Source organism: Butyrivibrio sp. WCD3002, assembly GCF_000424265.1.
Taxonomy (GTDB): Bacteria; Bacillota; Clostridia; order Lachnospirales; family Lachnospiraceae; genus Butyrivibrio.
Window position 1 is genome coordinate 82,117 of the sequence record NZ_AUJO01000008.1, and the last position, 26,568, is coordinate 108,684.

At 41.3% G+C, this 26,568-nt stretch carries 16 protein-coding genes; 2 read left to right on the top strand and 14 right to left on the bottom strand.

All coding sequences use genetic code 11. The features are described 5' to 3' along the window. Positions 1-3 precede the first annotated feature (3 nt). From G608_RS0110595 to asnB (G608_RS0110645), 11 genes are all read right to left on the bottom strand, one after another. Positions 4-954 (bottom strand): glycosyl transferase GT17 family protein, encoded by a 951-nt coding sequence (locus G608_RS0110595; protein ID WP_026495995.1) that lies wholly within the window; start codon positions 952-954, stop codon positions 4-6. Then, positions 944-1,699 (bottom strand): DUF5672 family protein, encoded by a 756-nt coding sequence (locus G608_RS0110600; RefSeq protein ID WP_242829376.1) that lies wholly within the window; start codon positions 1,697-1,699, stop codon positions 944-946. The genes G608_RS0110595 and G608_RS0110600 overlap by 11 nt, the downstream gene beginning before the upstream one ends. 16 nt (positions 1,700-1,715) lie before the next feature. Further along, positions 1,716-2,759, bottom strand: a complete 1,044-nt coding sequence (locus G608_RS0110605; protein ID WP_026495997.1) for an alpha-1,2-fucosyltransferase — start codon at positions 2,757-2,759, stop codon at positions 1,716-1,718. 9 nt (positions 2,760-2,768) lie between these two features. Next, positions 2,769-4,586, bottom strand: a complete 1,818-nt coding sequence (locus G608_RS0110610; RefSeq protein ID WP_026495998.1) for an ABC transporter ATP-binding protein — start codon at positions 4,584-4,586, stop codon at positions 2,769-2,771. 57 nt (positions 4,587-4,643) lie between these two features. Beyond that, the gene (locus G608_RS0110615) at positions 4,644-5,513 is read right to left on the bottom strand and encodes an alpha-1,2-fucosyltransferase (RefSeq protein WP_026495999.1); all 870 of its coding nucleotides are present in this window, start codon (positions 5,511-5,513) and stop codon (positions 4,644-4,646) included. After that, positions 5,510-6,652, bottom strand: a complete 1,143-nt coding sequence (locus G608_RS22480) for a glycosyltransferase family 2 protein (RefSeq protein ID WP_051209173.1) — start codon at positions 6,650-6,652, stop codon at positions 5,510-5,512. Before G608_RS22480 ends, G608_RS0110615 begins: the two co-directional genes overlap by 4 nt. Positions 6,653-6,670: 18 nt before the next feature. Continuing rightward, complete coding sequence (gene asnB / locus G608_RS0110625; RefSeq protein WP_026496000.1) at positions 6,671-8,623, bottom strand: asparagine synthase (glutamine-hydrolyzing); 1,953 nt, start codon at positions 8,621-8,623, stop codon at positions 6,671-6,673. Between the two features lie 23 nt (positions 8,624-8,646). Next, on the bottom strand, positions 8,647-9,525 hold the full coding sequence (locus tag G608_RS0110630) for a hypothetical protein (protein WP_196810181.1): 879 nt from the start codon (positions 9,523-9,525) through the stop codon (positions 8,647-8,649). A 221-nt stretch (positions 9,526-9,746) separates the two neighbouring features. Then, a complete protein-coding gene (locus G608_RS0110635; RefSeq protein WP_242829377.1) occupies positions 9,747-11,147 on the bottom strand; it encodes an MBOAT family O-acyltransferase in 1,401 nt (466 codons plus the stop codon). A gap of 125 nt (positions 11,148-11,272) precedes the next feature. Beyond that, entirely contained in the window at positions 11,273-12,571 is a 1,299-nt protein-coding gene (locus G608_RS0110640; RefSeq protein ID WP_026496003.1) for a glycosyltransferase, read from the bottom strand. Positions 12,572-12,583: 12 nt separating this feature from the next. After that, positions 12,584-14,530, bottom strand: coding sequence for an asparagine synthase (glutamine-hydrolyzing) (gene asnB / locus G608_RS0110645; RefSeq protein ID WP_026496004.1), 1,947 nt, complete (start codon positions 14,528-14,530; stop codon positions 12,584-12,586). 77 nt (positions 14,531-14,607) lie between these two features. On the opposite strand from asnB (G608_RS0110645), the gene G608_RS0110650 reads away from it, so the two are divergent. Beyond that, complete coding sequence (locus G608_RS0110650) at positions 14,608-15,720, top strand: glycosyltransferase family 1 protein (RefSeq protein ID WP_026496005.1); 1,113 nt, start codon at positions 14,608-14,610, stop codon at positions 15,718-15,720. A 2-nt stretch (positions 15,721-15,722) separates the two neighbouring features. Next, the gene (locus tag G608_RS0110655) at positions 15,723-16,838 is read left to right on the top strand and encodes a glycosyltransferase (protein ID WP_026496006.1); all 1,116 of its coding nucleotides are present in this window, start codon (positions 15,723-15,725) and stop codon (positions 16,836-16,838) included. A gap of 39 nt (positions 16,839-16,877) precedes the next feature. Here G608_RS0110655 and G608_RS0110660 read toward each other — a convergent pair whose 3' ends face one another. From G608_RS0110660 to G608_RS0110670, 3 genes are all read right to left on the bottom strand, one after another. Then, complete coding sequence (locus G608_RS0110660) at positions 16,878-17,357, bottom strand: hypothetical protein (protein WP_026496007.1); 480 nt, start codon at positions 17,355-17,357, stop codon at positions 16,878-16,880. Further along, positions 17,344-18,204 (bottom strand): DUF3990 domain-containing protein, encoded by an 861-nt coding sequence (locus G608_RS0110665; protein WP_026496008.1) that lies wholly within the window; start codon positions 18,202-18,204, stop codon positions 17,344-17,346. Before G608_RS0110665 ends, G608_RS0110660 begins: the two co-directional genes overlap by 14 nt. 128 nt (positions 18,205-18,332) lie before the next feature. Next, the gene (locus G608_RS0110670) at positions 18,333-26,474 is read right to left on the bottom strand and encodes a hypothetical protein (RefSeq protein ID WP_026496009.1); all 8,142 of its coding nucleotides are present in this window, start codon (positions 26,472-26,474) and stop codon (positions 18,333-18,335) included. Between the last annotated feature and the right edge of the window lie 94 nt (positions 26,475-26,568).

Genomic DNA, 26,568 nt, shown 5'->3' on the forward strand with positions numbered 1-26,568 from the left:
CGCCTATCTGTGCCTCAAAGTCCTTAAAATTTTGTGATATGCCTTTCTGCAAAATCTTCCAACAGTGATATCAAACTTATGGGTAAATCTCATAAATGGCGTGATCACCGGCATATACAGATGTCTGTATTCATCCAGATGCTCTCTCAAATATCCGGGATAGGTATCATCCACCTCAACCCTTGTGAATCTGGCATCTCTTCCAAAAATATCCCTTCCAAGGATCAGATGATCCATGGTCTCAGCCAGAACCTCTCTGTCGTTGTACTCCTGATGAGCAGCAGCCTTAACCTTAACGCCAATTCTCTTAACAGGATTACTCTCCTTATAGCCGCCCATATATCCAAAATGCCAGCCACCATCTGCTACTCTCACAGAACGCTCATCCGCAGGCGGAACAAGATCGCGAAGTCTTACGATGCCCTCCTCCGGAATATTCTCAATATTGCAGACCTTGGTGCCAAGCCATTTTCTCTCGGGTACAGGTATCTCCGGGAATTCTCCCGTTATGGACAAAAGCTTGCCCGATGACTCCTCCATATTGAGGAATGCATAAAAATTCCTCTGGGCAAGGTGATAAACCTTTGTCTTATCAAAATGCTCTATTATATCTGCAAGCACCTTGGGATTTGGAATCTCGTCGCAGTCTCCGAATATTATCACATCATCCGGCGATGCATTCTTAAGACCCTGAAGCAGATGATTTTTCTGAAAATAGTCCCTTTCATGGGTTACCTCAAAATCCCTGTCCTCAGAAACCACGATATATTCAATCTTATCAAGGAATTTTGCAAACTTATCCTTGTTTTTTTCAAAGCACAGCTCCTTTGGCTGCCCCGAAAAAGTAGTAGTTGCTTCCTCGATAATAAACTTGTCCACGTAAGGATCAAGCACATTCAGACGAAGCTGCAGTATATCTATTTCATTAAAAAAAGGTATCAGATCATAGACCATGTTTCTCTCTCCAGCTCTTCGTCCTTCTCCAGAAAAGTAGCGGTCTTACCGCCATCTTAAATCGTTTATAGGGACTGTAAAATCTCGGATAGTCCCCATTCTCTCCTCTCCATTTATGAAATGCAAAGGGTGTTATACCTGCATTTTCAGGGAGATTATGCTCCCTTGCAAAATATATGGCTTCCTCCATGGGAGCTATTTGTATGCCCTCCTGCTCCATCTCTTTTTTCAGATGACAGCAGATAAAAATATCCTCGTTGTAAAATCCATCATCCACAGGAACCCACTCACAATTATGCTTTGATGGATATTCCATAAGACGCTTGGATCTGATTGATACAGAATTTCCCACGCGGCAGATATTGCCATCCGCATCTCTGTAGGCATAATCGTTTTCAGGCAGTGGCCATGGAGATCCTATATAGTCGTAATCAAGGAATGAATCCCTCCACTTATCAGGATTTATTACAAAGCCATCAGCGTGTACTATCAGGGCAAATTCTGTATTTATATGCTCATGCAGCTCATAGGTCATTTTGTAATTGAACTTATCTATGCTGTCGAGCTTTGATGTATAACTGAATCTGATATCGGAAGGCAGATAAAAGGGCTTTTTATCAGAGATAAAAACCACATCACCAAACTCAATATCCTTCATACTGTACTTTAGCGCCTGCACCGTCTCATAGACATTCACACTGGTCATGGCAGCCAAAGTAACATTCTTCAGCGTTAGCTTTTTCAACTTACTTATCTCCGTTTCACGGTTTCCATGTCTTAATGATTCCAAGTCTTCGCTCTAAGGACCTGACAATCTTCTTTAAATAGAATACGCCGTAGAGGCATTTTCTCCTGATAATCTGGCAGTAGTATCTTACCTTACCGGGACGCTCATTTCTTCTGGCGTAGAGTCTTGATCTCTTTTTGTACTCCGCCAGCTCTTTCCTGCACTCATCGGCCTCCCAGATTTTGCCCTTCTTATCCTGATAATGCAAGAAGCTGTAAATATTCTGCTCCGATGACCAGAATCCATCGGATACATTATGTCTTGCCCAGTACTTGGGGGCTATGGCGTATTTAAGCTCTGTACTGCTAAGCACAGGCATTATTGAAAATGATGAGTTTGACAAAATAAGGTATCTTGCGTTTTTGATCGTCACATAATCCTTGCCCATATCGAAATGATGACACTCATACTCAGGAAGCACCTTCTTTGCAGCCTCCTCGTCCTCTGTGACTATCATAAATCTCATGGCGGGATTTATCTTTTTCATGTTTTTAATGGCATTTAAAAAATAAGATCTGTCCAGATAAAGCTCCGGATGGTCCGTATATTCGCCGCCACGGATATTTATAATGCAAAGGTCATCCGCAGTATACTCGTAGGACTCTGCCTCCTCTTTTACATGGAGCCATTCACGGATCTTATCCCTGTACTTCTCAAAGTAGCTCTCATCCTGCATGTTGCCATAAATAAGAGTATTGTCAGAAACCTCAAAAAGTCTTGGGTCCGCACCTGATATATAGCAACCGTTTGCCATATCATGCTTGGAATTTCCCATATAAAGGCGGTCATCCTTCTCGTTTATTATGGTATATTTACTTTTATCTTCAGCAGGTATCTCTGTGCCGAGGTCTATGTCCATAAAGTACATTCCCCTCTTTGAATGAAAAACATTTCCTACCTGCCCCGGATTTATAAAGCCAAAATCCACACCCTTCTCCATGGCTATACATCTTGTAGTCACATAGAAGAAAAGCTGATTACCAAGGCCATAACCCGGTATAAACTCTGTTCCTATCATATTCCGCAATCACCCGTGAATAATTGTCTTACCTTCAAGGCTGGATTTTACTATCTTCTGATCCTTTACCTCGTAGATAATATCGCACTTCTCTATAGTATTAAGTCTGTGAGCAATAATAACCATTGTCTTTTTGCCGTGGAAGCTGTTCACCGCCTCCATAACCGCTGCCTCTGTCTCATTATCAAGAGCACTTGTAGCTTCATCAAAAACAAGGATCTCAGGATTGTGGTAAAGAGCCCTTGCAATTCCGATACGCTGTCTCTGACCACCTGAGAGTCTCACGCCTCTGTCACCGATCTTGGTATCAAGCCCCTCCGGAAGACTCTTAATAAAGTCCTCGAGCTGTGCCTCTCTGCAGACCTCCCAGATTCTATCATCGCTGATCTCTGCAGCATCTATACCAAATGCAATATTGTCTCTTATTGATTCATCTATAAGATAGATGCTCTGAGGTATATATCCAACCTGCGCCAGCCATGATTCGTAGTTACTGAAAATGTTCTTGCCATCGCAGAGGATTTCACCCTCTTTTACATGCAAAAGTCCAAGCAAAATATCAACTACAGTTGATTTTCCTGCTCCGGATGAACCCATGATTCCGACGGATTTACCCCTTGGGACAATCATATCCGCACCGGTGAAAATATTCTTCTCAGCATCAGGATAAGCAAAGGTAATATTCTTAAGCTCAATCTTGTCCTCAAGCGTTATGGCAGGACCGGCAATTGCCATTCTCTCAGCAGCCATCTTTTTATCAGACTTCATGGACTCTGTAAGATTGTTATATACAAAGTCAAGGCTGGGCTCCTCGTATGCAATCTGAGTAATATAGGTATTGATACGATTTGCACTTGGCATAAGTCTTACTGCCGCAACACCAAAAGCTGTAAGCTGTGTAATAAGAAGCGTCACATCACCGCCGCCAATTATGTAGAACATAATGTAGCTAAGAACAGCCACCATGAAAACTGTCTCGATAAGGAGTCTTGGCATGTTATTAAGTACTGTGTAATCTCTCGCGGTCTCAGCACCTATTTTTCCGGATTCATAATAATTTCTTATAAAGAAATCCTGTCTGTTTAAGACCTTTACATCCTTAAGGCCATAGATAGCCTGGATTCTCCACTTGGCAATCCTTGACTGTATATTCTGATTCTTCTTACCTATGCTGTTCATTCTTGGCTTAATGAGCTTTGTGCTAAGAAGCGTCATTGCTCCAAGAACCACAATAATTAAAAGTGCCATCTGCCAGTTGGTGTAAATAAGATAAATACCAAGGAACAGTGAAACCACGCCCTCGGTGGCAAGGCCGAGCAGAGCCAGCATCAATGAAAAGGTGTGCGGTATATCGCTATCCGTTATTCTGAATACCGTAGGTATATCCGCACCAAGGTAATCCTCATAGGGTCTGTTCAAAAATTCTCGCATAACCCTTGAGATCATGTCATTTCTTGTTTTCGCAATAAAAGTGTTCTGCTGATATGTAAGATAAAGAAGATATGCGTTCTTAACAATATAGATAACTATAAGAAATGCAAGTATCGCACATATCTGTCTTTTTACGGTATTAAGCCCCATTCCCACTGCCAGATTTGCTAGAAAAGGCGCTTTGTCCATGGCATTTTGAAGGGATTCGGGATCAAGAATTACACTGACAACGGGAACCATCATTCCGACACTGAATGTCTCGAAGACGCCTCCCACAAGTATCATAAATCCAAGAAGTATAAGATACTTCTTTTGCTTTTTATCAAAAATATAATTTATCTTCTGAAAAAGATTAAGGTTCTCCGCCTTATTTTCAGAGGGTTTTCCTAAACTCATATAACTCCTTAATATGTCAGATCGGGTATCACCGGCATGTAAAGCAGCCGCCTGCCCTCACACCTTGATCATGCGATCTGTGTAGATATCCTCCATAGGCTTATTGTTCAGCCACTTGGGAGGAACAAGTATTGTTTTCTCCGGAGCATCATTCATCCATGCGCTCCACCAGCTAAAGCTGGAATTAGCAAGAATATGGTGCTTGCAAAGACTCATCAAAAGAAGATCCGCTACGTCCTCTTTCTCCTCACCGGTCTCTACATAGTGGAATCTGTCGCCTGATACATGGGTCTCATACCATTCATTATCATTTGAAAAAATGAAAAACTCTACATCCGGATACTTGCTTATCATTGTGTCGATGGCTCTCTTATAATAGTCATCATCACAAATTCCGCCAAAGGTCTCTACGGTTCCGGGCTCTAAATAATCGCCTCTCCTTACATGGATGCTGGCAGAATTACTCTGCAGAATCTGCCTGTATATCTCCCAGGATTTGGATGTCGTAAGGCAGTCCTCCGGCTTTATCTCAAATTCTCTCTTTAATCTTGAAAGGACATTCCTGTCTTTGAAGTACTTATCAGACTGGAAGTAACCATTAAGATAGGCTGTGTCCATCTCAAGTACCTTAGGATCAAAATTACCTGTGTTATCCTGATATTCTGCGGACTTTCTTCCAAACAGCTTTCTTTTTATCCTGCTGAGAAGGTCCATGTGAGCATCAGTAATCTCCACCACTTCCTCATCTGTGGCCTTATCATAGGTGATTCCGAAAAGATCATAAAGCACGGGATCCCTTTGAGGATCATCCTTAAAGCCATTGACCTCATCGATTTTTACTTCTTTTCCAAGTGCCTTGAGCTGCAGGTAAAGGGCATACTGGAACATCTGATTTCCAAGACCGCCTTTTAGCCTTATTATTATCATTTTTTGTGTCCCCCACTAAACTTTTGACGTAAAGGCAAAACTATCCCCTCATTCAGATCCATGAACAGATCATAAAATTTGGGGTTCTTTAAAAATAATTCCATTCTCATTTTCTGGTGCGGATCAGCTATATCGCATGAAAACACCCTGTACATCTGATTTGCACAGGTTTTGATCTCCTCTGCCAGAGGCTCCATGAATTTCTTCTTTTCTCCGGTCTTATCTCTTCTTGCCTCGGTATATAAAAGAAGAAGCTTCTTATAAACCATATAATCATGGCTTGCGGCAAGGTCCCGCCTTCCGATCTCCTCAAGCAATTCGCTCCTTGCATGATACGAGGGAATCTGCTCTGTGAGAATCTCTTTTCTAAGGCCGGCGCCCATGGCCCCACCTTTTCTGTTTATTATATAATGATACAAAGGCGTGTCAATATATGCCACTTTCCTTACTTTAGACAAAATCTGAGCCGAGAAAAGGATGTCCTCGTAATATCTCTGAACGGGGAAAGATACCTCATCAAGAAGCTCCGCCTTGTACAGCTTATTCCATGGAGCATTTCTGATGACTATCTTATCGCTCTCTTCTACATACTCCTTAAGCGCCTCTCCTCCTGTAAGTTCAAGGAGTCTTACTCCTCTTTCTACGATTTCCTTTGCCTTCCCGTCATCTTTAATATGAACCAGTCCCTTTTTCCTGTAGGTTCTGGCCTTTTTCAGATCTTCCTGACTGTCCTCAAAGTATCTGCAAACGGAAAGCTCTGCATCTGTAGTCAGCATAGCGCTTAACATATATTCATACATATATGGCTCTATGTAGTCATCACCGTCTACAAAGCCGATATACTGCCCTCTGGCAAGCTTTATGCCCTCGTTTCTTGCTACGGCTGCCCCGCCGTTTGTCTGATGAACCACCACGATTCTCTCATCAAGGGTCTTATAATGATCACAGATGTTTCCCGTATTATCCCTTGCACCGTCATCGATGAGTATTATCTCGAGATTTTTGTAGGTTTGTGCCATTATGGATTCTATACATCTTGGCAAAAACTGCTCAACGTTGTAGCAGGCAACGATTATGGATATCAGCGTATTCTGTTTTATTATAGGAATGTCTTCCATGTAATGATTTTTCTCTTCCATACCAAACGCCTACATATATCAATTGTTTTCCGAAAGCCACTGCTCAAACATCAAAATGTACCAGATAAGCGGCTGCCACTGACCGTCCTCCTCTGTAAACTTCTTCCACACCTTTGTTACTGCCTCAGGATTAAGGAAGCCTTCTCTTTGAAGCTTCTCAACGGATATCATATCCTCCGCCCACTGACGCAGCTCCTTTTCCTTAAGCCACTTGGCAACAGGAATGGAAAAGCCCTTCTTGGGTCTGTCCACCAGTTCCCTCGGAACATGTCTGTACAGAACATCTCTTAGTACCATCTTGCCGGTACCTGTGTTTTTATCTCTAAGAAGTGAAAGGGGAAGGCTCCAGGCAAACTCCATTACATCCCGATCAAGCATAGGTATTCTGCTCTCAAGAGATACCGCCATACCGGACCTGTCCACCTTAACAAGGATATCATCCGGATGATACATCCTCATATCCATTAGCATTATATCATGATTTACTTCCCTAAGTTTGTCACCCTCAGCAGTACTGAGCTTGTAGGGAGGCATATCCTTTTCTCTTGCAATATTAAGGGCTCCCGGAACCATTTCAAACTGAATTCTGTAAAGATCCTCGGGACTTCTTGCCTGAAGCAGCCTTGTCTTATCTCTGAAAACATCATTCCTTCTTGCTGCTCTCGAATGCTGCAGTACTTTTCCCGCGCCGCTCCTTACGCCGCCGGGAATTGCTTTCATCTTATTCCATATTCTCTGCACGGATTCATAGGATCTGTAACCGCAAAACAGCTCATCACCGCCGTCACCTGAAAGGGATACCGTCACATGCTCCCTTGTCATCTTACTTACAAGGTATGTGGGTATCTGGGAAGAATCAGCAAAGGGCTCGCCGTAAATAGCCGGAAGCTTTGGTATAACCGCCTTTGCATCTGCCTCTGTAATATACAGCTCCGTATGCTCGGTTCCAAGATGCCTTGCGATCTCCTTTGCAATCTCCGCTTCATTATACTTAGGATCCTCCATACCTATGGTAAAGGTCTTAACCTTCCCCTCTGCCACCTCCTGCATCAGGGATACCACGGTACTTGAATCAATTCCTGCAGATAAAAACGCTCCTATTGGCACATCCGAAACCAGCTGTCCCTTAATTGCTTCCTTTAAAAGACGCTCCAGCTCATCTGCTGCCTCATCAGCTGTCCCTTTAAAAAGATTCTCCTGCCCTTTTCTTGCAACCTCAGTGATATCATAATAGGTCTCGAATCTGTACTCGCCACCGGATCTCTGTACTCCCGTGATTTTTCCCTCGTCATCGTCCTCATGAACGGGCCTAAAGTATGAAAAAGGAGCAGTGATACGAAGTATGGTTCCCGGCTCGAGCTTATAGATATCATTGTAAATTGTATATGGCGCAGGAATATATCCATGAACAAAATACAGGTTCAAAGCCTCTTCAAATATTCTGTTCTTAAAGCCTTCTATGGCTCTGATCGCAGTAATTTCAGAAGCAAAAACAAAGCTGCCATTTACAAAGCCGTAGTAAAGCGGCTTTTCACCAATCCTGTCCCTTGCAAGGCAAAGCTCATGGGTCTCAAGATCATATACGGCAAGGGCGAACATTCCCTTACAGAATTTCAGAGTCTCACTTATGCCAAGGTACTCGATGGCTTCAAGCAAAACCTCCGTATCAGAGGTTCCCCTAAAGCCTGTAACATAGCCTTTTCCTATAAGAAGCTCCGACAGCTTATCCGTATTATATATTTCGCCATTATATACGATTACATACTTACCGCTCTTTGAGCGCATGGGCTGTGATCCGTTTGAAGATAAATCCCTTATGGAAAGCCTTCTGTGTCCAAGCCACACCATATCATCGGGACTGTTCCAGATATCCCCACTGTCAGGTCCTCTGTGAAGGAGTCTCTCATTCATCCTTCTGATATTTTTTTCAGCATCGCCTCTATATCCGCAAAGTCCTGCTATTCCGCACATATAATTCCTCCGGTAGTCTGTACTTAATCTATAAGGCTGTTATAGTCATAATTATTAAACTGCTCTCTTTCATCCTCAATAACAGACTCTGCATTATCCTTCATAAGTCTGAAAGATGATTCTCCACTGTTTTCTCCATCGGCCACCCGCTCTATGATCCACTCGTTCACATATTGATCATAATGGGCTTCATCCCTGTATCTGTTAAGATCCTGTGTAATATCCATAGCAGTTGCAAAATCATATACATGAATGTTGTCATACTCCAACATTAGATCTGTTGCCATTTGCTTAGCTGTAAGTATCTTATTAAGATCACCGGATTCCCATATTCCGCCAAAATAAGCCATAGAATAGGGCGGGAAGAAACATATAAAGGTAGTCTCCGGATGAGCTGCAGCTATATCAACCACATTTGCCCGGACGTTTTCCGAAATCATCGTAGTTTCTTCATCCGTAAGAGAGTTAATCTGCGTAGGTGCCTCAAATACTGTCCTTCCAACCAAAGCATCATCCTTTGAAAAAGTATGGAGATTGGCATTATAGCTGTATTCATCAAAGCTTGTATGTCCGCCGGGAGTTCCCTTAAAGTATTCAACGAACAGCGGCAGCATATATCTTCCTATAACGTCCTTGTTTATAAGATATTTTATGTCGTCGAAAGGATTCTTATTTGTAAGATAAACAGGATATTCACCCATATCCAGTCGCATCTCATCCTTATCCTTTATCAGAAGCGTATAATCCACCGGCCTGAGCACATACTTAATTTCATGACCGCTCTCGTAGGCCACGTTAAGATTATCGTTAATCTCTTTATATGTTGCCCCTGCATAGGTAACCTTTATGGAATTGGTTCCCATCAGGCTGTCAAACTGTGATGGCAGAAAATTCTCTGCCATGGATGTTCCGGTGATTATTGCATCATAATCAAAATGTCTGGTGATACCATCATTTTGGGAACGCTGATCATAGAGTTTATAAAAAAAGTAATCCCGTGGCTTCCTATAATGAAAAAAGGGATCTGTCCAAAAAACACATCCAGCCAAGATCGTAAGCGCCGATATGGTCATTATCAAAATAGAAATAAACCACTTTTTTCCATTCATATTCAAATCTGTCCTTAAAAATTAAAGTATAAAAAGGCTGAAACAGAACTCAGCGAAACAATACACAGCATCAATAATCCCCATACTGATACAAGGGATAACGCATTGAGCTTGTATTTTCTTTCGTAGTTATTTTTGAAGCAAAGACATATGATCAAAGTAACTATCATATACGCCAACATGCTTATCATAAGCACATTGTTATCTGACACTTCGATACCAAAAGGTCTTAACGCGTAGTACAGTTTCGGTATCCTGAACGGCTCAATAAGGTCTGAGCGAACATCAAGATTAAGAACCGTAAGCCTTCTCAGAATCTGAATAAACATTGTGACACTTTCAGATCTGAAAAGAAGCATTGTGAAATTAATGAATATGAAGTTAAGTATCCATTGAATCACACGAACAACTGTGATTCCGGCCTTTCCCAAAAAAGACCTCTCAACGCTGTCACAAAATGCCTTGTAGGCTTTACCTGTTAGCTTATTAACACACTGTGCTACACCATGAACCAGTCCCCACATAATGTAGGTCCAATTCGCGCCGTGCCAGAAACCACTTACCAGGAATACCACAAAAGTATTTATATAGGCTCTAAGGGTTCCTTTCCTGCTTCCGCCCAAAGGAATGTAAATATACGTCGTAAGAAATCTTGAAAGAGTTATGTGCCAGCGCTTCCAGAAATCATATACTGACATGGCTTTATATGGAGAATTGAAATTCCTTGGAATCGTAAGATTAAACATCTTTCCAAGTCCTGTGGCCATATCACTGTATCCGCTGAAATCGAAATATATCTGAAAAGAATACGAAAGCATCACTATGATGATCTCTGAAATTGTCAATGCACCTTCATGAACAGGTACTTCTGCCGCTTTCTGAATTCCCCAGTCTACTGCTTTCCCAAAGGTATCCGCGAGAAGGATCTTTTTGGACAGGCCTACAGTAAACATAGTTATTCCTATGGATACGTTGGTGTAGTCGAAGCTCTTGTTACTCTTATCCCTAAATTGCGGAATCAGCTCACTGTGTAAAACTATTGGTCCCGCCACAAGCTGAGGGAAGAATGCCACAAACAGCGCATATTCAATAAATGAGTAGTCCTTCGCTTCTCCCTTGTAGGCATCGATAATAAAGGAAATCTGCTGAAAAGTGAAAAAGCTGATTCCAAGCGGAAGCAAAACCTTTTCAAAAACAAAGTTCGTTTTAAAAAAGAAATTTATGTTTTCAACAAAGAAATTGAAGTACTTAAAATAAAAAAGCAGGGAAACATTAAATATTATTCCCAAAAACAGATATATCTTTCGCCTGCCAAATTTCTCCATCAGTCTGTATAAGCCATAATTCACAGCAATACTACCGCAGATTATAACAAGATATGACGGATTAAAATATCCGTAAAACCACAGACTCATAAGGATAAGAAAGCACTTGGCGTATTTATCCCTGCCCCATTTCTCCAATCCGAAATAGCCCAAAAGGGTTAACGGAAGGAAACAAAATATAAAAATAAACGAATTAAACTTCACTGATTATATCCTCAAGTATTTTTCATCAATCCTTCAAAATACTCTTTCCACAAAGAATTAATCTTATCCGGACTGTAATTATTCCTAACGTCAGCTGCAGCCGTTGCCATAGATGCGCTCTTCTCAGTATCACTCATAAGGCTTCTGAGAGCATCCGCAAGACTGTTCTCCATGGAAGAATCATCTCCCATTGGAATAAGTATACCATTTTCGCCATCTCTTATAAGGTCTCTTGGTCCTCCACAGGGACAGTCCGTTGATATGCAGGCAAGTCCCATGGACATTGCTTCAATAAGAGCATTTGGCATACCCTCCTGCCTTGATGTGAGAACAAAAATCCCTGCATCGCGAATCTTATCCGCAACACCGCTTACATTCCCCATGAAAATAATGCGGCTGTCATCTGTCTTGCTGCCATCTACAGAGCTGCCTGAAACAGCTGTCTTAAAAGCTTCCATCTCAGCTGCCTCCTTCTCAAACTTCTGCCTTGATGGGCCATCGCCGTAAATGACAAGCTTATATTCCGGAAACTCATCCATGATCTTCCCAAAGGCTCTTATCAAAAGTATCTGATTCTTGTTATCATCCAGTCTCCCAACCGAGACAATGGTATTTTTTCTGTCTGAAAAAGGCACTATATCCCCCTTCATAAAAGAAGGATTTATTGAATTTGGAAGTATCCTGCACTTTTTCCTGATGCTGTCTTTAAAATACTCAGCAGCTCCCGTAGTTTGAACCACAACACCTGCTGCCCTTGGAAACAGCATGTTCATTGCAAGGTTAAGCCCCTTAGAAGCATATTCTCTTGAGGGATTTGATCTTACGGAAACAACTACCGGAATCCCAAGGCCTCTTGCTGAGTAAATTGCCATGCAATTATTTTTTCCGAGAAATGAGAGAATAAGGTCAGGCTTTAAGGTCTTCCAGGTATCTCTTAGTTTCTTTACTCTGTTTCTGAAATTAGCTACTCTTTTGCCTTTTTCATCAGGCATAAGAGCTGTGAAAACCCTGTCTATTCCCGGTTTATCAGAAGCTTTCATACGGACAGTTTTTATATGCTCATCCATATTCAGAACTTCTATAACGCGTCCTGCTTCATCTGCCTTGTCCGTATCTGTTACAGGCTCCCACTTTCTGTCCTTTACCTCGTACTCATCATCCGCAAGGTATGTGGTAACCAGCGTAACCCTGTAGCCCTCATTATAAAAATACTCTGCAAGGTTACACATGACGCGCTCGGCACCGCCCTTATTTAGGGATCCGATATACATTGCAATATGCTTTTTTCCCGAATCCTTTTTTGCGGACATAGGTACCTCTCGTTAATTATTATTAATGTGCTTCTCATACCACTGCTGGAATATGAAAAAGCTCCATGCCAAGTTGGAGAAATTGGCGCCGCTGCCGGAGCCTCCATCTCCCTTTACAAGAAAATCTCTTATGAAACCTGATGCATAAGCAGCATCAAAGATTCCCTGATTTTTAAGAAAGCTCTCATTACTGTAATCTATAAGTCTGTCCTTTAATGGACCGCGAAGCCATGCATCCATAGGGACACTAAAGCCCTTCTTTGGCCTGTCCAAAAGCTCTCTTGGAATATAGTCATAGGCGATATCCTTAAGGATATATTTTTTAACGCCGTCCTTATATTTAAATTCATGAGGGATTCGGAAGCTGTACTCCATAACCTCCGTATCCATGATAGGGCATCTGCACTCAAGAGAATACTTCATGGCCGCCCTGTCCATCTTAACCAGAATGTCACTTGGAAGATATGTATCCATATCAAGGAGCATTCTTCGAACCTGCCAGTTTTCCACACCGTAGCAGGACTCAACAGGATACTTGCAGGGGAAAACACCATCCTCTAAAAACTCCCTGCTCATATACTGCGCATAGGTCATTCTCTGATCCATCTCTTCCCTGCCGGAAATAAAAGCATGGGCTGCAGGAATGTATTTAGGTGCAGAAACTTGCGTCTTTGTCTCAGGATCTCTGTTATCAGCCACAGCCTGAACACTGTAGGGAAGCTTTCTAAGGAGCTTTTCATTGCCAAGAGGTATCTGACCAACGGCATTAACTATTGCACCTACGCCGTCAAGCTTTTTTGCCTGAACTGCTCTGTCATAGATATTGTAGCCACAGTAGAATTCATCGCCGCCATCCCCGGAAAGGGCTACGGTTACATTCTGCCTTGCCAGCTTACACACCAGCATTGTAGGAATCTCTGACTCGTCCGCAAAGGGCTCATCAAAATACTGCGGTATACTGTCCACCAGCTCAAGCATCTCGGATTCATCTATATAAAGCTCTGTATGCTCTGTACCAAGGTGCTTTGCAACCTTAGCTGCATATTCTGCCTCGTTATACTCTGGAACATTGAAACCTATACTGAAGGTCTTTACGGGGCTCTCAGAATTCTCCTGAGCAAGGGCCGTTATAAGTGATGAGTCATAGCCGCCTGATAAAAATGTTCCAAGAGGCACATCAGCTATCATTCTGTCTGCCACAGACTTTTTAAGACGCTGCTTTAGACCTGCCTTGGCTTCCTCATAGCTCTCTACCTTCCTGTTTACATTATCTTTATAAGCATCTCTGATGCTCCAATATTTTTCCTTAGTGATATTGCCCTGATTGAAAACAAGCAGCTGACCCGGTTCTACCTGATATACGTTCTCAAAAATGGTCTCCGGTGCATTTATATACTGCTGATAGAGGTATCTTGGAATGATGGATGTTCTTATCTGTCCCTTAAAGCCCGGGCACTTCATTATGGGCTTAAGCTCAGAACCAAATACAAGATTACCATCTTCAAGCCAGTAATAGAGGGGCTTTTTGCCTATTCTGTCCCTTGCAAAAAGAACGTCCTGATTCTCCCTGTCATAAAGAGCTATGGAAAACATTCCATGGATGTGCTTTACAAAGTCTCTTCCCCATTTAAGGTAGGACGCCAGTATCACCTCTGTATCACAGGTTGATTTGTAAGGGTAATCAGAAAGCTGCTTTTTCAGCTCCCGGTAATTATAAATCTCTCCATTAAAAACGACAGAAATCCTGCCATCTGTCGTTGTCATTGGCTGATGTCCAAGAGGTGACAGATCCAGGATTGAAAGTCTTCTCTGCGCAAAGCCTATTACGTATCCATCTTTACCGGAATACAACTCGACTCCGCTGTCATCGGGGCCTCTGTGTATTATGGTGTCATTCATGGCACGAAGCTCATCTTCTGTTATTCTGTTTCTGGAAATATATCCGCAGATTCCGCACATAGGCGCTCCTTCTATGTATTATCCTTTAAATATGTTATACTACTCTTACTTTTTTAGCAAACTTTTATGAGGTGGACATGGATAGAAAGATCAAGGTTCTGCATATAGTTGGGGCGATGTATCCTGGCGGAATGGAAAACTTCATAATGAATATCTATGAGAACATAGATAAGGAACGGTTTCAGTTTGATTTTGCGGTTCATGATGTGCGAAACGGCGGTTATGATGACTTGATCAGAGAAATGGGTGGAAAGGTGTTTCAGCTGCCCAGGATGATGGCTCATCCTATCCAGAATTTCAATAAGCTCAGCAATATCATAAGTGCTGAAGGATATGACATTGTCATAAGGCATACTGCCAATGCGCTTGTGGCACCGCAGTTACTGGTTGCGAAAAAGGCAGGTGCAATAACTGTTTGTCATTCACACAACGAAACTGATCCCAAGAAGCTTACTCATTTCCTAAGCAGACCCATTCTTATTAAGAACACGGATGTAAGGCTTGCATGCTCGGAAAATGCAGGCAGGTGGATGTATGGAAATAAGAGCTTTGAAGTAATAAACAATGCTATCGACCTCAACAAGTTTGAGTTCAGGAATGAATACAGAGAGCAGATAATTCGTGAGTTTAATCTTGAGGGCAAGCATATCTACGGCCATATCGCCAACTTCATTGCATCAAAAAATCACACCTTCCTTATGGATGTATTTGCAAAGATTGCAGAGAAGGACGATAAAGCAGTTCTCATCTGTCTTGGCGAAGGAGACTTAAAGCCTGAAATTCTGGAAAAGATTAAATCTCTCAATCTTGTAACCAAGGTAATCCTGACCGGAATAAGGCATGATGCGCAGGCTTTCTTTTCAGCCTTCGATACGATGATATTCCCGTCACTGTTTGAAGGACTTCCGCTGACTCTGATAGAAGCACAGGTAAGCGGACTCCCCATGCTGATATCGGATACCATCACTCCGAATGTATCTGTAACAGCTGGGCTTATCACAAGAAAGTCTCTTTCCGACTCAGCAGAGAGCTGGGCTGATGAAGCTATCAGTATAAGAAATAAAAATGAACAGGCAGACAGATCCTGCCAGCGTGAATCCATCCGTTCCCACGGCTACGACCTTGAGCAGCTCGTTAGCTGGTATGAGGATTTCCTATCAGATCTTGTAAAAAACAAGGGGCACATTTAAACATGAAAATTCTTTTTCATTTAAACAGCATGGGCCGCGGCGGCGCAGAGCATGTAGTCAGCATCCTCTCAGGAAAATTTGCTGATGCAGGTCACGACGTCATCGTTGCAACCCAGTGGTTTTCAGAAAATGAATATAAGCTTTCAGAAAAGGTAAGGCGTATTTCCGTTGGCTTAACCAAGGACGAAGAAAAAGACAGCCGCATCAAGAAGGCCTTCACCAGACTTTTTAAACTTCGTGACTGCGTAAAAAGCGAAAAGCCTGATCTTGTTATCTCTTTTTGCGCCAAGGCCAATTTCAGAAGTGCCTTCAGCCTCTTTGGGACACGCACGCCTCTTATAGTCTCTGTCCGCAATAATCCGGAGGTTGACTATGCACCTCATAAGCTTGCAACCCGGTACATGGAGAAAAAGGCAGTGGGCTGCGTATTCCAGACCCCGGATGCCATGCATTATTTTTCCGAAGATTTCCAGAAAAGGTCAACAATTATTTTTAATCCTATCGATGAAAATTACCTTAATGCGGATATGAATAGCTCCGATGGAAGTAGAGCTAATTCAAAGAAAATTGTAAATGTGGGAAGAATCTCGGTTCAGAAAAACCAGCTGCTTCTTCTTAAGGCATTTAACAATATAACAAGAGACTATCCTGACTATTCACTGTACATCTACGGTGATTCCCAGGAAGGGGATATATTGGATGGCCTTACATCATACATAAGAGAGAATCATCTCGAAGAGAAGGTTTTCATTTTACCTCCAAGCTCAAATCTTAAAAACGAAATCACAGGCTCTGCCATGTTCGTGCTGTCCTCTGATTTTGAAGGCATGCCAAATGCCCTTATAGAAGCAATGGCCCTTGGCATCCCCAGCATCTCAACGGACTGTCCCTGTGGCGGTTCCCGTATGCTCATAGATAATGGCAAATCCGGCCTCCTTACTCCTGTGAGGGATGAGAAAGCTCTAACCGATGCCATGTTACGAATTCTAAAGGATAACGAATTCGCAGCCACACTGGGAGAGACCGCCAAATCTGTAGTGTCAAGGGTTCAACCAGACAAAATCTGTAAAGAATGGGAAGATTTTATAAATGCAAAATTAAAAAACAAAGAGGCATAAAGCAAATCAAACTTGTTTGTACATTTCAAACAAACAAGATTAATACACGCCTTTATCTTTTATTGTCTTTTTTAACCGCAAATTGCAATCAAAAATATCATCATCTAAATCATTGATATCAAGCAAGCTTCTGATGCACCATTCCGGATCCTGAGTATGAAAAGTGTAATATACATCATTCAGTTGCTTATGAGCGAATAAGTCCATAACAAATTTGGTAGAAACTTCTCTTGTATATGAAATATATCGATACATATATCCCATCCAGAATAATGAACTTCTAGAGTACTTTATCTTTCCGTAATCCGTGTCACCAAACTGCTGGATAATACTTGTAATGCCTTCATTCACGTCCAATGATAATAACGATGGGTTATTTGTATCTAAAGACTTTAGTAAATCGGAATGAAGAAATCTCCTTAAAAAGATAGCTGTAGAGCAAGTTAAGTCATTAGATTTTTCAAACAGTTTCCCTTGATATTCCGCAAGCAACAGCCCATTGTGGTCAAACTCTCTCATCAAAAATCTCCTCTATATAAAGCCCCGTCTTAAACTCTCTTTTTGCAAGTTTTAACTTAGTATCAATTTCGAATCCTCGCTCTATGAGTAATTTCTTGCATTCATCACGTTCAGGAATACATAGATAATACTTTTCAATTGGAATCAACTTATCCAGTGCCTTATCTGTTTTAAAAATATATTGAAATCCAAGCTTCGATGCCGACAATGAATGAAGAGCTACATCAGCATTTATTTCACCATCAGTAAACTGCGCCATAACGTAAAACATCTTATTGTCCGCGATAGGCGCGATGATAACGTCAGCCTTATTTATTTTTTCTATTATGCTTCTTACCTTCTCATTATCCGAATATCCCCCAAGAGTTCCTCGATGATAGCAAATCGCAAGCATCCATTCCATAGAGCAATCGAACTTACAAACATTCAAATCATCGAGAGAATATCTAAATGAGTATACTGAGGATTTATCACCTTCACAAACAAACGATAATGCCTGACCATAAGTCTCTCCTAAGTAGAAACCATTACCAAAATCACAATTGTTTCTGGAACCGTTTACAGTAACCTGTGATAAACCATTTTTAGACCCATGAAAAAGCACGTAACCATACTTTTCTTTTATCAATTCCTCTTTTACAGCGTTTATCCTATAGTTGCTCTCATAAACATATGAATAAAATTTCTCACATACACTATCAGTTATTGTCCCGTTTTTAGAAACCCCATCCAATGTCACCCTGGAAATTCCAGTCTTTTTTGATAATTCTATCTTATTTATTTTTTCTGTTTCGATAATAAACTCAATATCTTCTTTGAGTTTATATTCACAATCTATGTCAATCATACGCAGACTTCCTTTTTATTATTTATCACTATTATAGCTTTTTAAACATATATGTTCAAGTTGTACAAACAAGTTTGAGCGCATAAAAATACCCTCCTTACTGTTTTGTCCAGTAAAGAGGGTACATATCAGTTCATAATAATAGTGTTTTTCTTTTTACCGGTAGAGTGACTATTTCCGCTGCCTTCCATAATAGCGATCTTTTTGTTCTTTGCCTTCTTGGGTTCGTCCACTCCTATCTTCACATCGAGAATATCATCAGCTGTAATCTTGTGCACTTTCTCGTTGTCTGCACCTGCAGCAGGTTTCTTTTCTGAAGATATCTCAACATTCAGTATGTCGTTCGCGGTAATCTTGGAAGCATCAGCTCCGGGCTTGGCATCTTCGCCGATCTTGACTTTCAATATGTCATCGACGGTAACCTTTTTAACTTCGCCAATCTTCATATCCTCAACTTCTTTTACGCCCTGGGCTTCTGTGACCTTATTTGCTTCATTTACGTTCTCAGCCTTGTTCTTTCCTTTACCTGCATTCTCAACCTGTTTATCGGCTTCCTTATTGATGACGGGCTGCTCATTAAGCTTGATCTTACCTGCTTTTAAGTCTCTTTCAAACTGAATTAAATCGCCAAAGAGATTACTACCTATAAGCTTGCTATTAGTGTTAATAGCACGGGCAAATTCCTTGGGAGACAGTTGATCAAGACCCTTATATCTCATGAAGACTTTAAATCTCTCTTTCAGGTCTTCATGTTGATCTACAATGTTAAATTGTTCGGCAATCTCATTCTGATCTACATTCTTCAAATATAGATCATTAGCGATAAGGAGCTGCCTCAATTTTATGTGGCCTGTCTCATCCAGCTTCTGTCTTTCGAATTCGCCGAGCTTTCTATTGTCTGCTCCAAGTTCTGCATATCTGTCAGTAATATCCTTAAGATATCTGTACTTGTCATCCTCTTCGGAAGTGAGTTTTATACCCTCCTTCATTTTCTTTTCGCATTTATTTAAATACTTCTTTGTCTCAGCAACAGCATATTCAAGAGATGCTTCGTCACCAAAGGAGGGCCCATCTTCAAGCCTTCTTCTTATTTTGATTGCATGTATTTCATCATGGTAGTAGGCTATAAGTTCCCTCTCCAGGTCCTCCATACTACGATACTTATTATCTTTATAAGTGAATATCTCAGCATTATACTTGTCCAATAAGTCCACAAGTTTTTCATTATTATCGACAGTATCCTTGTCTGTAAATCCTTCGGCCCTATATTCTCTGTAAAATCTGTCAGCAATATCCTTGAAATCTGCCTTGTCCTTATAAGCCCTGATTACTCCAATCAATTGTCTGGCTGTGGCAATTCTTCTCTTCTCGCAGAACTCCTTGTCCATCGCATCGTTATGCTTTTTTATCTCTGAGACCAAATTATCTTTCCTTGCTTCCGCTTTAAACTTCTCCTGTCTTAGTGCCTCTGTAAGGATTAAATCGGCATAACGGTCATCCTTGACATCTTTGTCCTTCCACTGTTTATCCTTTAACAATTCTTTCTCTTTGGCTTGTAAAAGCTCATTGCGCATGTTATCACCATTAATAATCGTTCTGCCATGCTTTTCCATTGCCTTAAGGTTAAAATATGTTTCAGATTTAAGCCCTGCCTGCCTTGCAAGATCCATAAGCTCAGGGTCACGTTCCAGCATTTTGTACATACGCTGACCCATTTCAGAATTTATGGCAAATTCTCCCTCAGTACCATTAGTAGCCGTCAGTTCTGCTTTCCATTTAGCAGTCATAAAATTCAGACTATTTGCAAGAACAGTTGCGAGAGGTTTCTTATCGCCTGCTTCATAAGCTTTAAGATCTTTTACAGCTTTTTGTCTTGCTTTCTCTGCAAAAGGAATAATATCCGTAAGTTTGTAGAGGACCTCAGCGCAGATACAGTTGTAAGTATGGGAAGCATAATTATTTATCATTACTTCCTCACTTATTCCATCAAATGTCTTATTCTTTTTAAGCTTATCAAGTTCTGCTTTGAAGACCTCTTTCGTTGTAGATTCTGCCATGGCAATTGCAGCAAAATCTTTGTCAGAAAGTTTTGCATTTTTGCTTGCAGGTCCTATGGGTTTGAACTCATCCTTAATCTCTTTGAGCTCAGTAAATATCGAAACCTTTTCTGTCTTATCGCCTTTCTGTACTTCCTTATATTTAATTACGTGTCTATTATGAAATTCTTCAAGGAATTCCGGTTTCTTGCTATATATAGCTTCCAGCCTTACAAGTCGTCTCTTATAATGCTCAGGTATTTCGGCTCTGTCTTTATAAGAATCAGCCTGAAGCTTATTAATTTCAACAGAGTTTGTAGATACCAAAAGATCTGTATAATCCTTCGTATTATCTGCTGCCTTCTTCTTTTGAATTTTCAAATAGTCCTTACTCTGCTTTTTAACAACCGCAGTAATACTTGTACTTAGTTTGGTCAGTTCATCATAGGATTCAACAACTGCCTTTATTCTAGCCTGCTCTGTGCCTGATTTGGATTTACCGTTCTTTCTGGTACCATCTTCCTTGAATTGATCGGATTTATAGTTCAAATACTCCTTAGATGAAGTTATGGATGCATTCATAACTTCCATCATCTCATTCAGCTTCTGATCTGTGATATTCTTACCGCCATCCTTCAAAGCATCTGCTGAAAGGCTTTTAAGACTATTAAGACCATCCTTTAGATCATCAAAATCAACACTTGTATCAGTTATCCATAGTGCGTCAGTAAAGCTGTTAATATACCAGGGTGTGGATTTATCCATTTTTTCGGAAAGCTGCGTTGCAACTTTGTTTATGTCTCTGACCATCTGAAGCTTTTTATCTTCAGACATTTCATCACCATAATCAGCGTCCCCGTTACTTCCTTCGTGGTCCTGTCCGCCTTGTGCTTTTCCGTCTTTACCTGATGCTCCAAAGTCTCCGGTTCCTGCACTGGGGCCGTCCTGTCCAAGGTCATTTGTAGGAACTTCAGGAAGGTCAATAACCTCTTCCGGATTGTAGGGAATGCCCCTGTCTATTCCGAGCATCTCCTTATCGTTATTATTAAGCCTCTCATCCTCTTCATGAGGTCTTCTTTCAGCCTCATGCATGAGATACATCATATTGAGCTTCTTGGGAAGATAAGCCTTCTCCACCTTTAAAATACCATCGGATCCGATGATATCTTCATTTCTAGCTCCTGACTTATTATTTTCTTCATCTCCTCCAAGGCGACAGAATCTCACACCGTTTCTGTTGGCAACAGTATTTTCTGCATCTGAAAAAGCCTGTATTGCATCAGGAGCAGGATAAACTGTTCCGTCTGTTGCAACAGTTGCATACTTACTGGGCACTCCATGAATCTGCTTCAGATCCTTGTTGAGCTTTATGTCAGACATCCATGTAAACTGCAAAGGAGCGCATTTTGCGGCAGGACCTGTGAGTTTATCTCCTATAAGCTCATCTATGGACATAACATAAGTATGATCTGCGTTTACTCCCAGCCTCTTAGCTTTATTTTCAGAGCTGTCCTTGTACTTTATGATATTACCGTCTATTCCGGTGATTGTGATGTAATGACTACCATTCAGGAAAGCAACAGGGCTCCTGTCAACTTTTATGCTATATAAAAGCTGCTTCTTGATAGCGTTAGTAGCATTTTCTATGTATTCGTCTGGAGAAATGCCCTTTTTCTCTGCAATATCACTGTATGGAGCAATATCAAGCTGTCTTAGCATGGTGTTAGGTGCATACTCAAGGATAGAGTCACCCATATCCATTATGTTTTTGCCCCTGTCTTCGTTATAGGCACTGTCAAGCATTCCGTTTTTGTCGAATACTTCACCCTCTGCAAGCTTTGGCCTGTAGTTTCTGATATCCTCCTGTTTTACAAGTCTCTGACCACCGCGGCTGTTAACCATCATGGCGCCGGCAACAGACCAGCATCCGTTTCCGCTGGACTGGAAGCCCTCCTGATGAATGTCAAGTTCGGCACCTTCTTCACCTGTAACGATAACGGTAGGCTTCCCAACCTTGTAGTAATCCTCAAGATTATTAAAGTTATTCTCTGCAATATCGTTGATGTTTTCGGCACGAATTGCAGAATTAATATGAGCCTGTAAATGAGCCTTCTCCTGATCTGTGAGCAGTAGACTATTGCGCTTCATATATTTTTCTATCTGCTCTATATCAGAGGTGTTCTCTATGTTTGCAGGAATCTTATTATCCTTAGGCAGATACTCATAAAGCCAGGTCTTCGTAGCAAGAGCAGTCTGGTACTCGGTCAGTATCTGGCCGGGAGTAGACTCCTCGAAACGCTTGCGAATTTCTTCAGGTGTCTTATTATCTCTCACAAAAATTCTACTGTATTCAACGAGCCCCGGATGCTTGAAGACACCGTTTACATAATTGATCTTCTCCAGTTCTTTTGAATGCTTGAATGCTGCAAGAGGAAGACTTGTCTTCTCCTTTGCCTTAAATGCCTTGTCAATTACCTGCAGATCATCTGTCAATAATTTAAGTGCATCATTAAAGGACTTAAGGTCATTTTCTGTTACACGCTTTCTGCTTCCTTTGCTCTCATATTTATGATTTTTGTAATCCCTGTAATTATCACGGAGATTCTTTATACGATTAATATTCCGCATGTATTCACTGCGGAGTTCCAAAAGCTCTGCATTTCCCAGCTGAGGATAGGTATTACCGGTCTCACTTTTTGTATAATATCCCGACAGATTTGATACAAGATCTTCTACAGTATCCAAATCATGTTTATGAGCTCTATAGAAGGTCTTACTTGATTTAATTGTCTTTTTAACCTTCTCCGTGGCAGGCGTAAGCTTTCGCAGTGAGTCAAGTTCCTGATAATATGTATTGACAAAGTTGGTAGGCATCTCAGCTTTTGCCCCTTTGTCAAATATATCTTCCATGGTATCGATATCGTCAACTTCAACAGGCTTCTTTGCATGGAGAACCCTGTCATACTCATCAATATTCCTGCCATGTTTTACAGGAGGAAGAATTCCTTCAGGCCTTTCAATTTCATCTGCATCATTTATGAGTCTTCCTCTCTCATAATCACCCTCATCTGCTGCCTTAAGATAATCCTTGCGATATCTTTCACGGGCATAATTCAGTTCTGAGTCAAAATCAATATTTCCGAAGGGATCAACTTCTGCTCCCTGAAGTTCAAGGAACCTTTGACGCATCAGCTCTTCCATTTCATTCTTGGCGCGTCCTAACTGAATTTCTTTGGAAGAACCATCTTTAACAAGATAATCCGCCGCCTGCTTCTTATCAGTATTTATTCTTACTCTCTGCTCGAGCTGCTGCTGTTTCCTTGCTGCTTCCTTACCTATAGCTATATTTGCTTTTGCCTCAATAGCTACGAAAGCGTCTAATGCCTCCTCAAAAGAATTTATATCTACGATGGCATCTGCAATGAGGTCACTCTTTTTTTGAAGTTCATAAGGTGTATAGATTCCGTGTGTGTCCTCGATAGCCTTACCCTTAGCCAGATAAAACTCTGTAAACCAGATCTTTTCTGCAGTATTTCTCTGTGCAGCGTAAGTTTCTTCTCTTTCGGGATCACGGAAGAATTTTACATCATCGTTTACTTTGGATGCTTCTGCATACATAGCGCCGGCTACATTTTCAGAATAGTCCTCAAATGGATTGATCTGCTCAGCCCAGGCATCCTTACTATAAGGACTTGTAGCTTCATCCTCCGGATTAACACCATCGAAGGGATTTGGCTGGCGCATATCCTCAGATACAGGAAGCGAATCTGCAAAGGCATCCATCTCTCCCTGAGCCTCATGATTAGTTTCGGGGAATTCGCTTCCATCAGCAGCGCCCGTTCCCGCATCATCAAAAGATTTCAGAATAACATCAGGATCGTAATCTTCTATGTCGCTAACCTTGTAGATTTCCTTCTCAGCCATTTCATTGATGTTAACGATGTTATCTGTTTTCTTATCATCTACGTTATTTGCGTCAGTATTATTATCGTTACTATTTACATTCTGTTTATTCTCTACGCTGTTATTTTGAGGCTCCTTGTTATCAGCGTTATCATTTACAATCTGCTTGTTCTCAGCATCTTTGCCTTCTGCCTCAGCCTCCGGTAATTCGTCGTCTATTTCCTCCTCGTCATAGAATAAATCATTCTTGCCAAAGGGATTGATAATTTCCTCATAATAAGCATTGGGCAAATTAATAGTGTTATCTACAAACTCATCTTCCTTAAGGACTGAATTTATATCAGGGAACACTTCCTGTTCTGACTTATTTACAAAAATATTTCTGACACTGCCTTCGCCATTTTCAAAGGTAAGAGCACTGTCCTTGTTCATCATTTCCCTAAGGATAACCGGTCTTATAAAGCTTCTGATAACCTCATTATTTGAACCTGCAAACTCAGGGTTCTTACGAAGCTGCGACTCTACATCATCCCATAAGTTCACTGTTTCACCATCAGGAGTTTTCTTATATGTGAATTTCTTAAGTACACTATCAGAATCAAAAACAGATGTCTCTCTCTTGTCTGTTCCGAAAATGTCTTCACATACATTGGTTGCTATCTGGCGCTCTTCATCGCTGATTTTTGTAATATCAAGATTATCCGTTGTCATAAATGATAGATCATCAAACTCAACAGAGGCACCGTTTTTAATAAACTCTATACCGTTCTCAATGGAATGCTTCCAGGACTCATTGATTTCATTTTCATAGCGCTGCATAGCCTGCTCCATGGCAGGTGCATAGTCAGGCACACCGGGATCTGCCATAACAGGTTCCAATGGGCGGTTCATATTATAGTAATTGTTATCAACCTCTCGGAGGCGTCTCTCTTCTTCATTTGAACGATTAGCCGCCTTTTGATTCAGATATGTGGCATTAAGTTTCTTAGGAAGATATACTTTCTCTGTCTTTATAATTCCATCAGTAAGAACAGGTCTGTAATTCTGCTCAGGTTTGGTATCCTCTGTTCCGGCATATCTGGAAACCGCAACACCCACGCTTTGTATCTGCAGACCTTCTTCAGGCATTCCGCCGCCAAGTCGTATGGGATCAGGCTGTCCCTGAACTGTTCCGTCCGGACTCATGCGGACATAATCGCTGGGCACACCAAAAATAGTTCTGCCATCCTTTGATAGCTGAACGTCCTTCATCCAGGTAAGCTGTATTCCGGATATTTCCGGATCATTAAGCACAGATGTAGCTATCGTTGTTAGCGAGCCTTCATAAGTATGATCAGGATCGGGATCTACTCCTGCTGAATCCTTGTACTTAATAATGTCTCCGTCTATTCCGACAATAGTCAGATAGTGACCTGCTTCCAGCAGTCCTACCGGGGATTTGTCTTCTTTTAGCGCATGCTTAATGGTTGTTTTAAGCTGTGTAATAGCTTTTTCTTCAAACTGCCGACGTGTTATACCGTTATTTTTGTGGATATCACTGTATTTTGCTATCTCCAACTCGCTCAGCATCTGACCCGGCATATAGGCAAGGACTCCGTCGCCCATTTCCAAGGCATTATTAATACTGTCAGTATTGTAAGCATCATCAGTAAAAACATCTGCCTTTGTCCCAGCCTCAGGTTTAAGCTCAGGTCTGTAACTACGAATATCCTCCTGAGTAATATCTACTCCTCTGCTTCCTGCAGCATTTGCAAGGAAAACAGACCAGCACCCGTTTCCGCTGGACTGTTTACTTTCCTGATGAACGCCGGTAAGTTCTATGGCCTCATCACCATCTAAACGCATCTCAGTATGAACCTCAGGAAGAATATATAAATCAGCCTCCTGTTCCATCTGCTGAGCCTTTTCTGCCTGGCTTTGAAGCTTTTTATCCGTAGCTTTAATACGTCTGTTTATCAGATACTGCTGTTCATAATTAAGCTTATCTTCATTTTCCTTTAAATACTCTGTGAGGACATCTTTGTCTCCGGTATTTCTTATATGTCTTGGAAGGGACATCGCCCCTTTTGGTTGATCATCCACTCCTGAAGAGTATTCCCAAAGGCTCGGATTATCAGCAAGAAGCTTATCATATTCTGCCTTAAGCTCTTCATCTGTCATTGCTATATAATCAATTGCTATCTCAAGGTCATCGGGCATTTTGGGAACCTGATTTCCATCACTGAAAATATCTACGTATCTCAGTCTTCTAAAATAGTCAGATCTTACAGCAATGGTGTAATTAAACAGACTTATTCCGTTTTTGTCATTTTTCAAAGATTTCTTTGGCATTACTATTTCCCCCTATAAAAAAACACAAATAATACACTAACTTATTCAAAAATTAAACACCTGTATTCTAACACCTGCATTCTAACACCTGCTG

Coding starts and splice junctions, on each gene's coding strand:
- G608_RS0110595 (WP_026495995.1), bottom strand. CDS start 954: ATGGTCTATGATCTGATACCTTTTTTTAATGAAATAGATATACTGCAG.
- G608_RS0110605 (WP_026495997.1), bottom strand. CDS start 2,759: ATGATAGGAACAGAGTTTATACCGGGTTATGGCCTTGGTAATCAGCTT.
- G608_RS0110610 (WP_026495998.1), bottom strand. CDS start 4,586: ATGAGTTTAGGAAAACCCTCTGAAAATAAGGCGGAGAACCTTAATCTT.
- G608_RS0110615 (WP_026495999.1), bottom strand. CDS start 5,513: ATGATAATAATAAGGCTAAAAGGCGGTCTTGGAAATCAGATGTTCCAG.
- G608_RS22480 (WP_051209173.1), bottom strand. CDS start 6,652: ATGGAAGAGAAAAATCATTACATGGAAGACATTCCTATAATAAAACAG.
- asnB (WP_026496000.1), bottom strand. CDS start 8,623: ATGTGCGGAATAGCAGGACTTTGCGGATATAGAGGCGATGCTGAAAAA.
- G608_RS0110630 (WP_196810181.1), bottom strand. CDS start 9,525: ATGGCAGAGAATTTTCTGCCATCACAGTTTGACAGCCTGATGGGAACC.
- G608_RS0110635 (WP_242829377.1), bottom strand. CDS start 11,147: ATGAGTCTGTGGTTTTACGGATATTTTAATCCGTCATATCTTGTTATA.
- G608_RS0110640 (WP_026496003.1), bottom strand. CDS start 12,571: ATGTCCGCAAAAAAGGATTCGGGAAAAAAGCATATTGCAATGTATATC.
- asnB (WP_026496004.1), bottom strand. CDS start 14,530: ATGTGCGGAATCTGCGGATATATTTCCAGAAACAGAATAACAGAAGAT.
- G608_RS0110650 (WP_026496005.1), top strand. CDS start 14,608: ATGGATAGAAAGATCAAGGTTCTGCATATAGTTGGGGCGATGTATCCT.
- G608_RS0110655 (WP_026496006.1), top strand. CDS start 15,723: ATGAAAATTCTTTTTCATTTAAACAGCATGGGCCGCGGCGGCGCAGAG.
- G608_RS0110660 (WP_026496007.1), bottom strand. CDS start 17,357: ATGAGAGAGTTTGACCACAATGGGCTGTTGCTTGCGGAATATCAAGGG.
- G608_RS0110665 (WP_026496008.1), bottom strand. CDS start 18,204: ATGATTGACATAGATTGTGAATATAAACTCAAAGAAGATATTGAGTTT.
- G608_RS0110670 (WP_026496009.1), bottom strand. CDS start 26,474: ATGCCAAAGAAATCTTTGAAAAATGACAAAAACGGAATAAGTCTGTTT.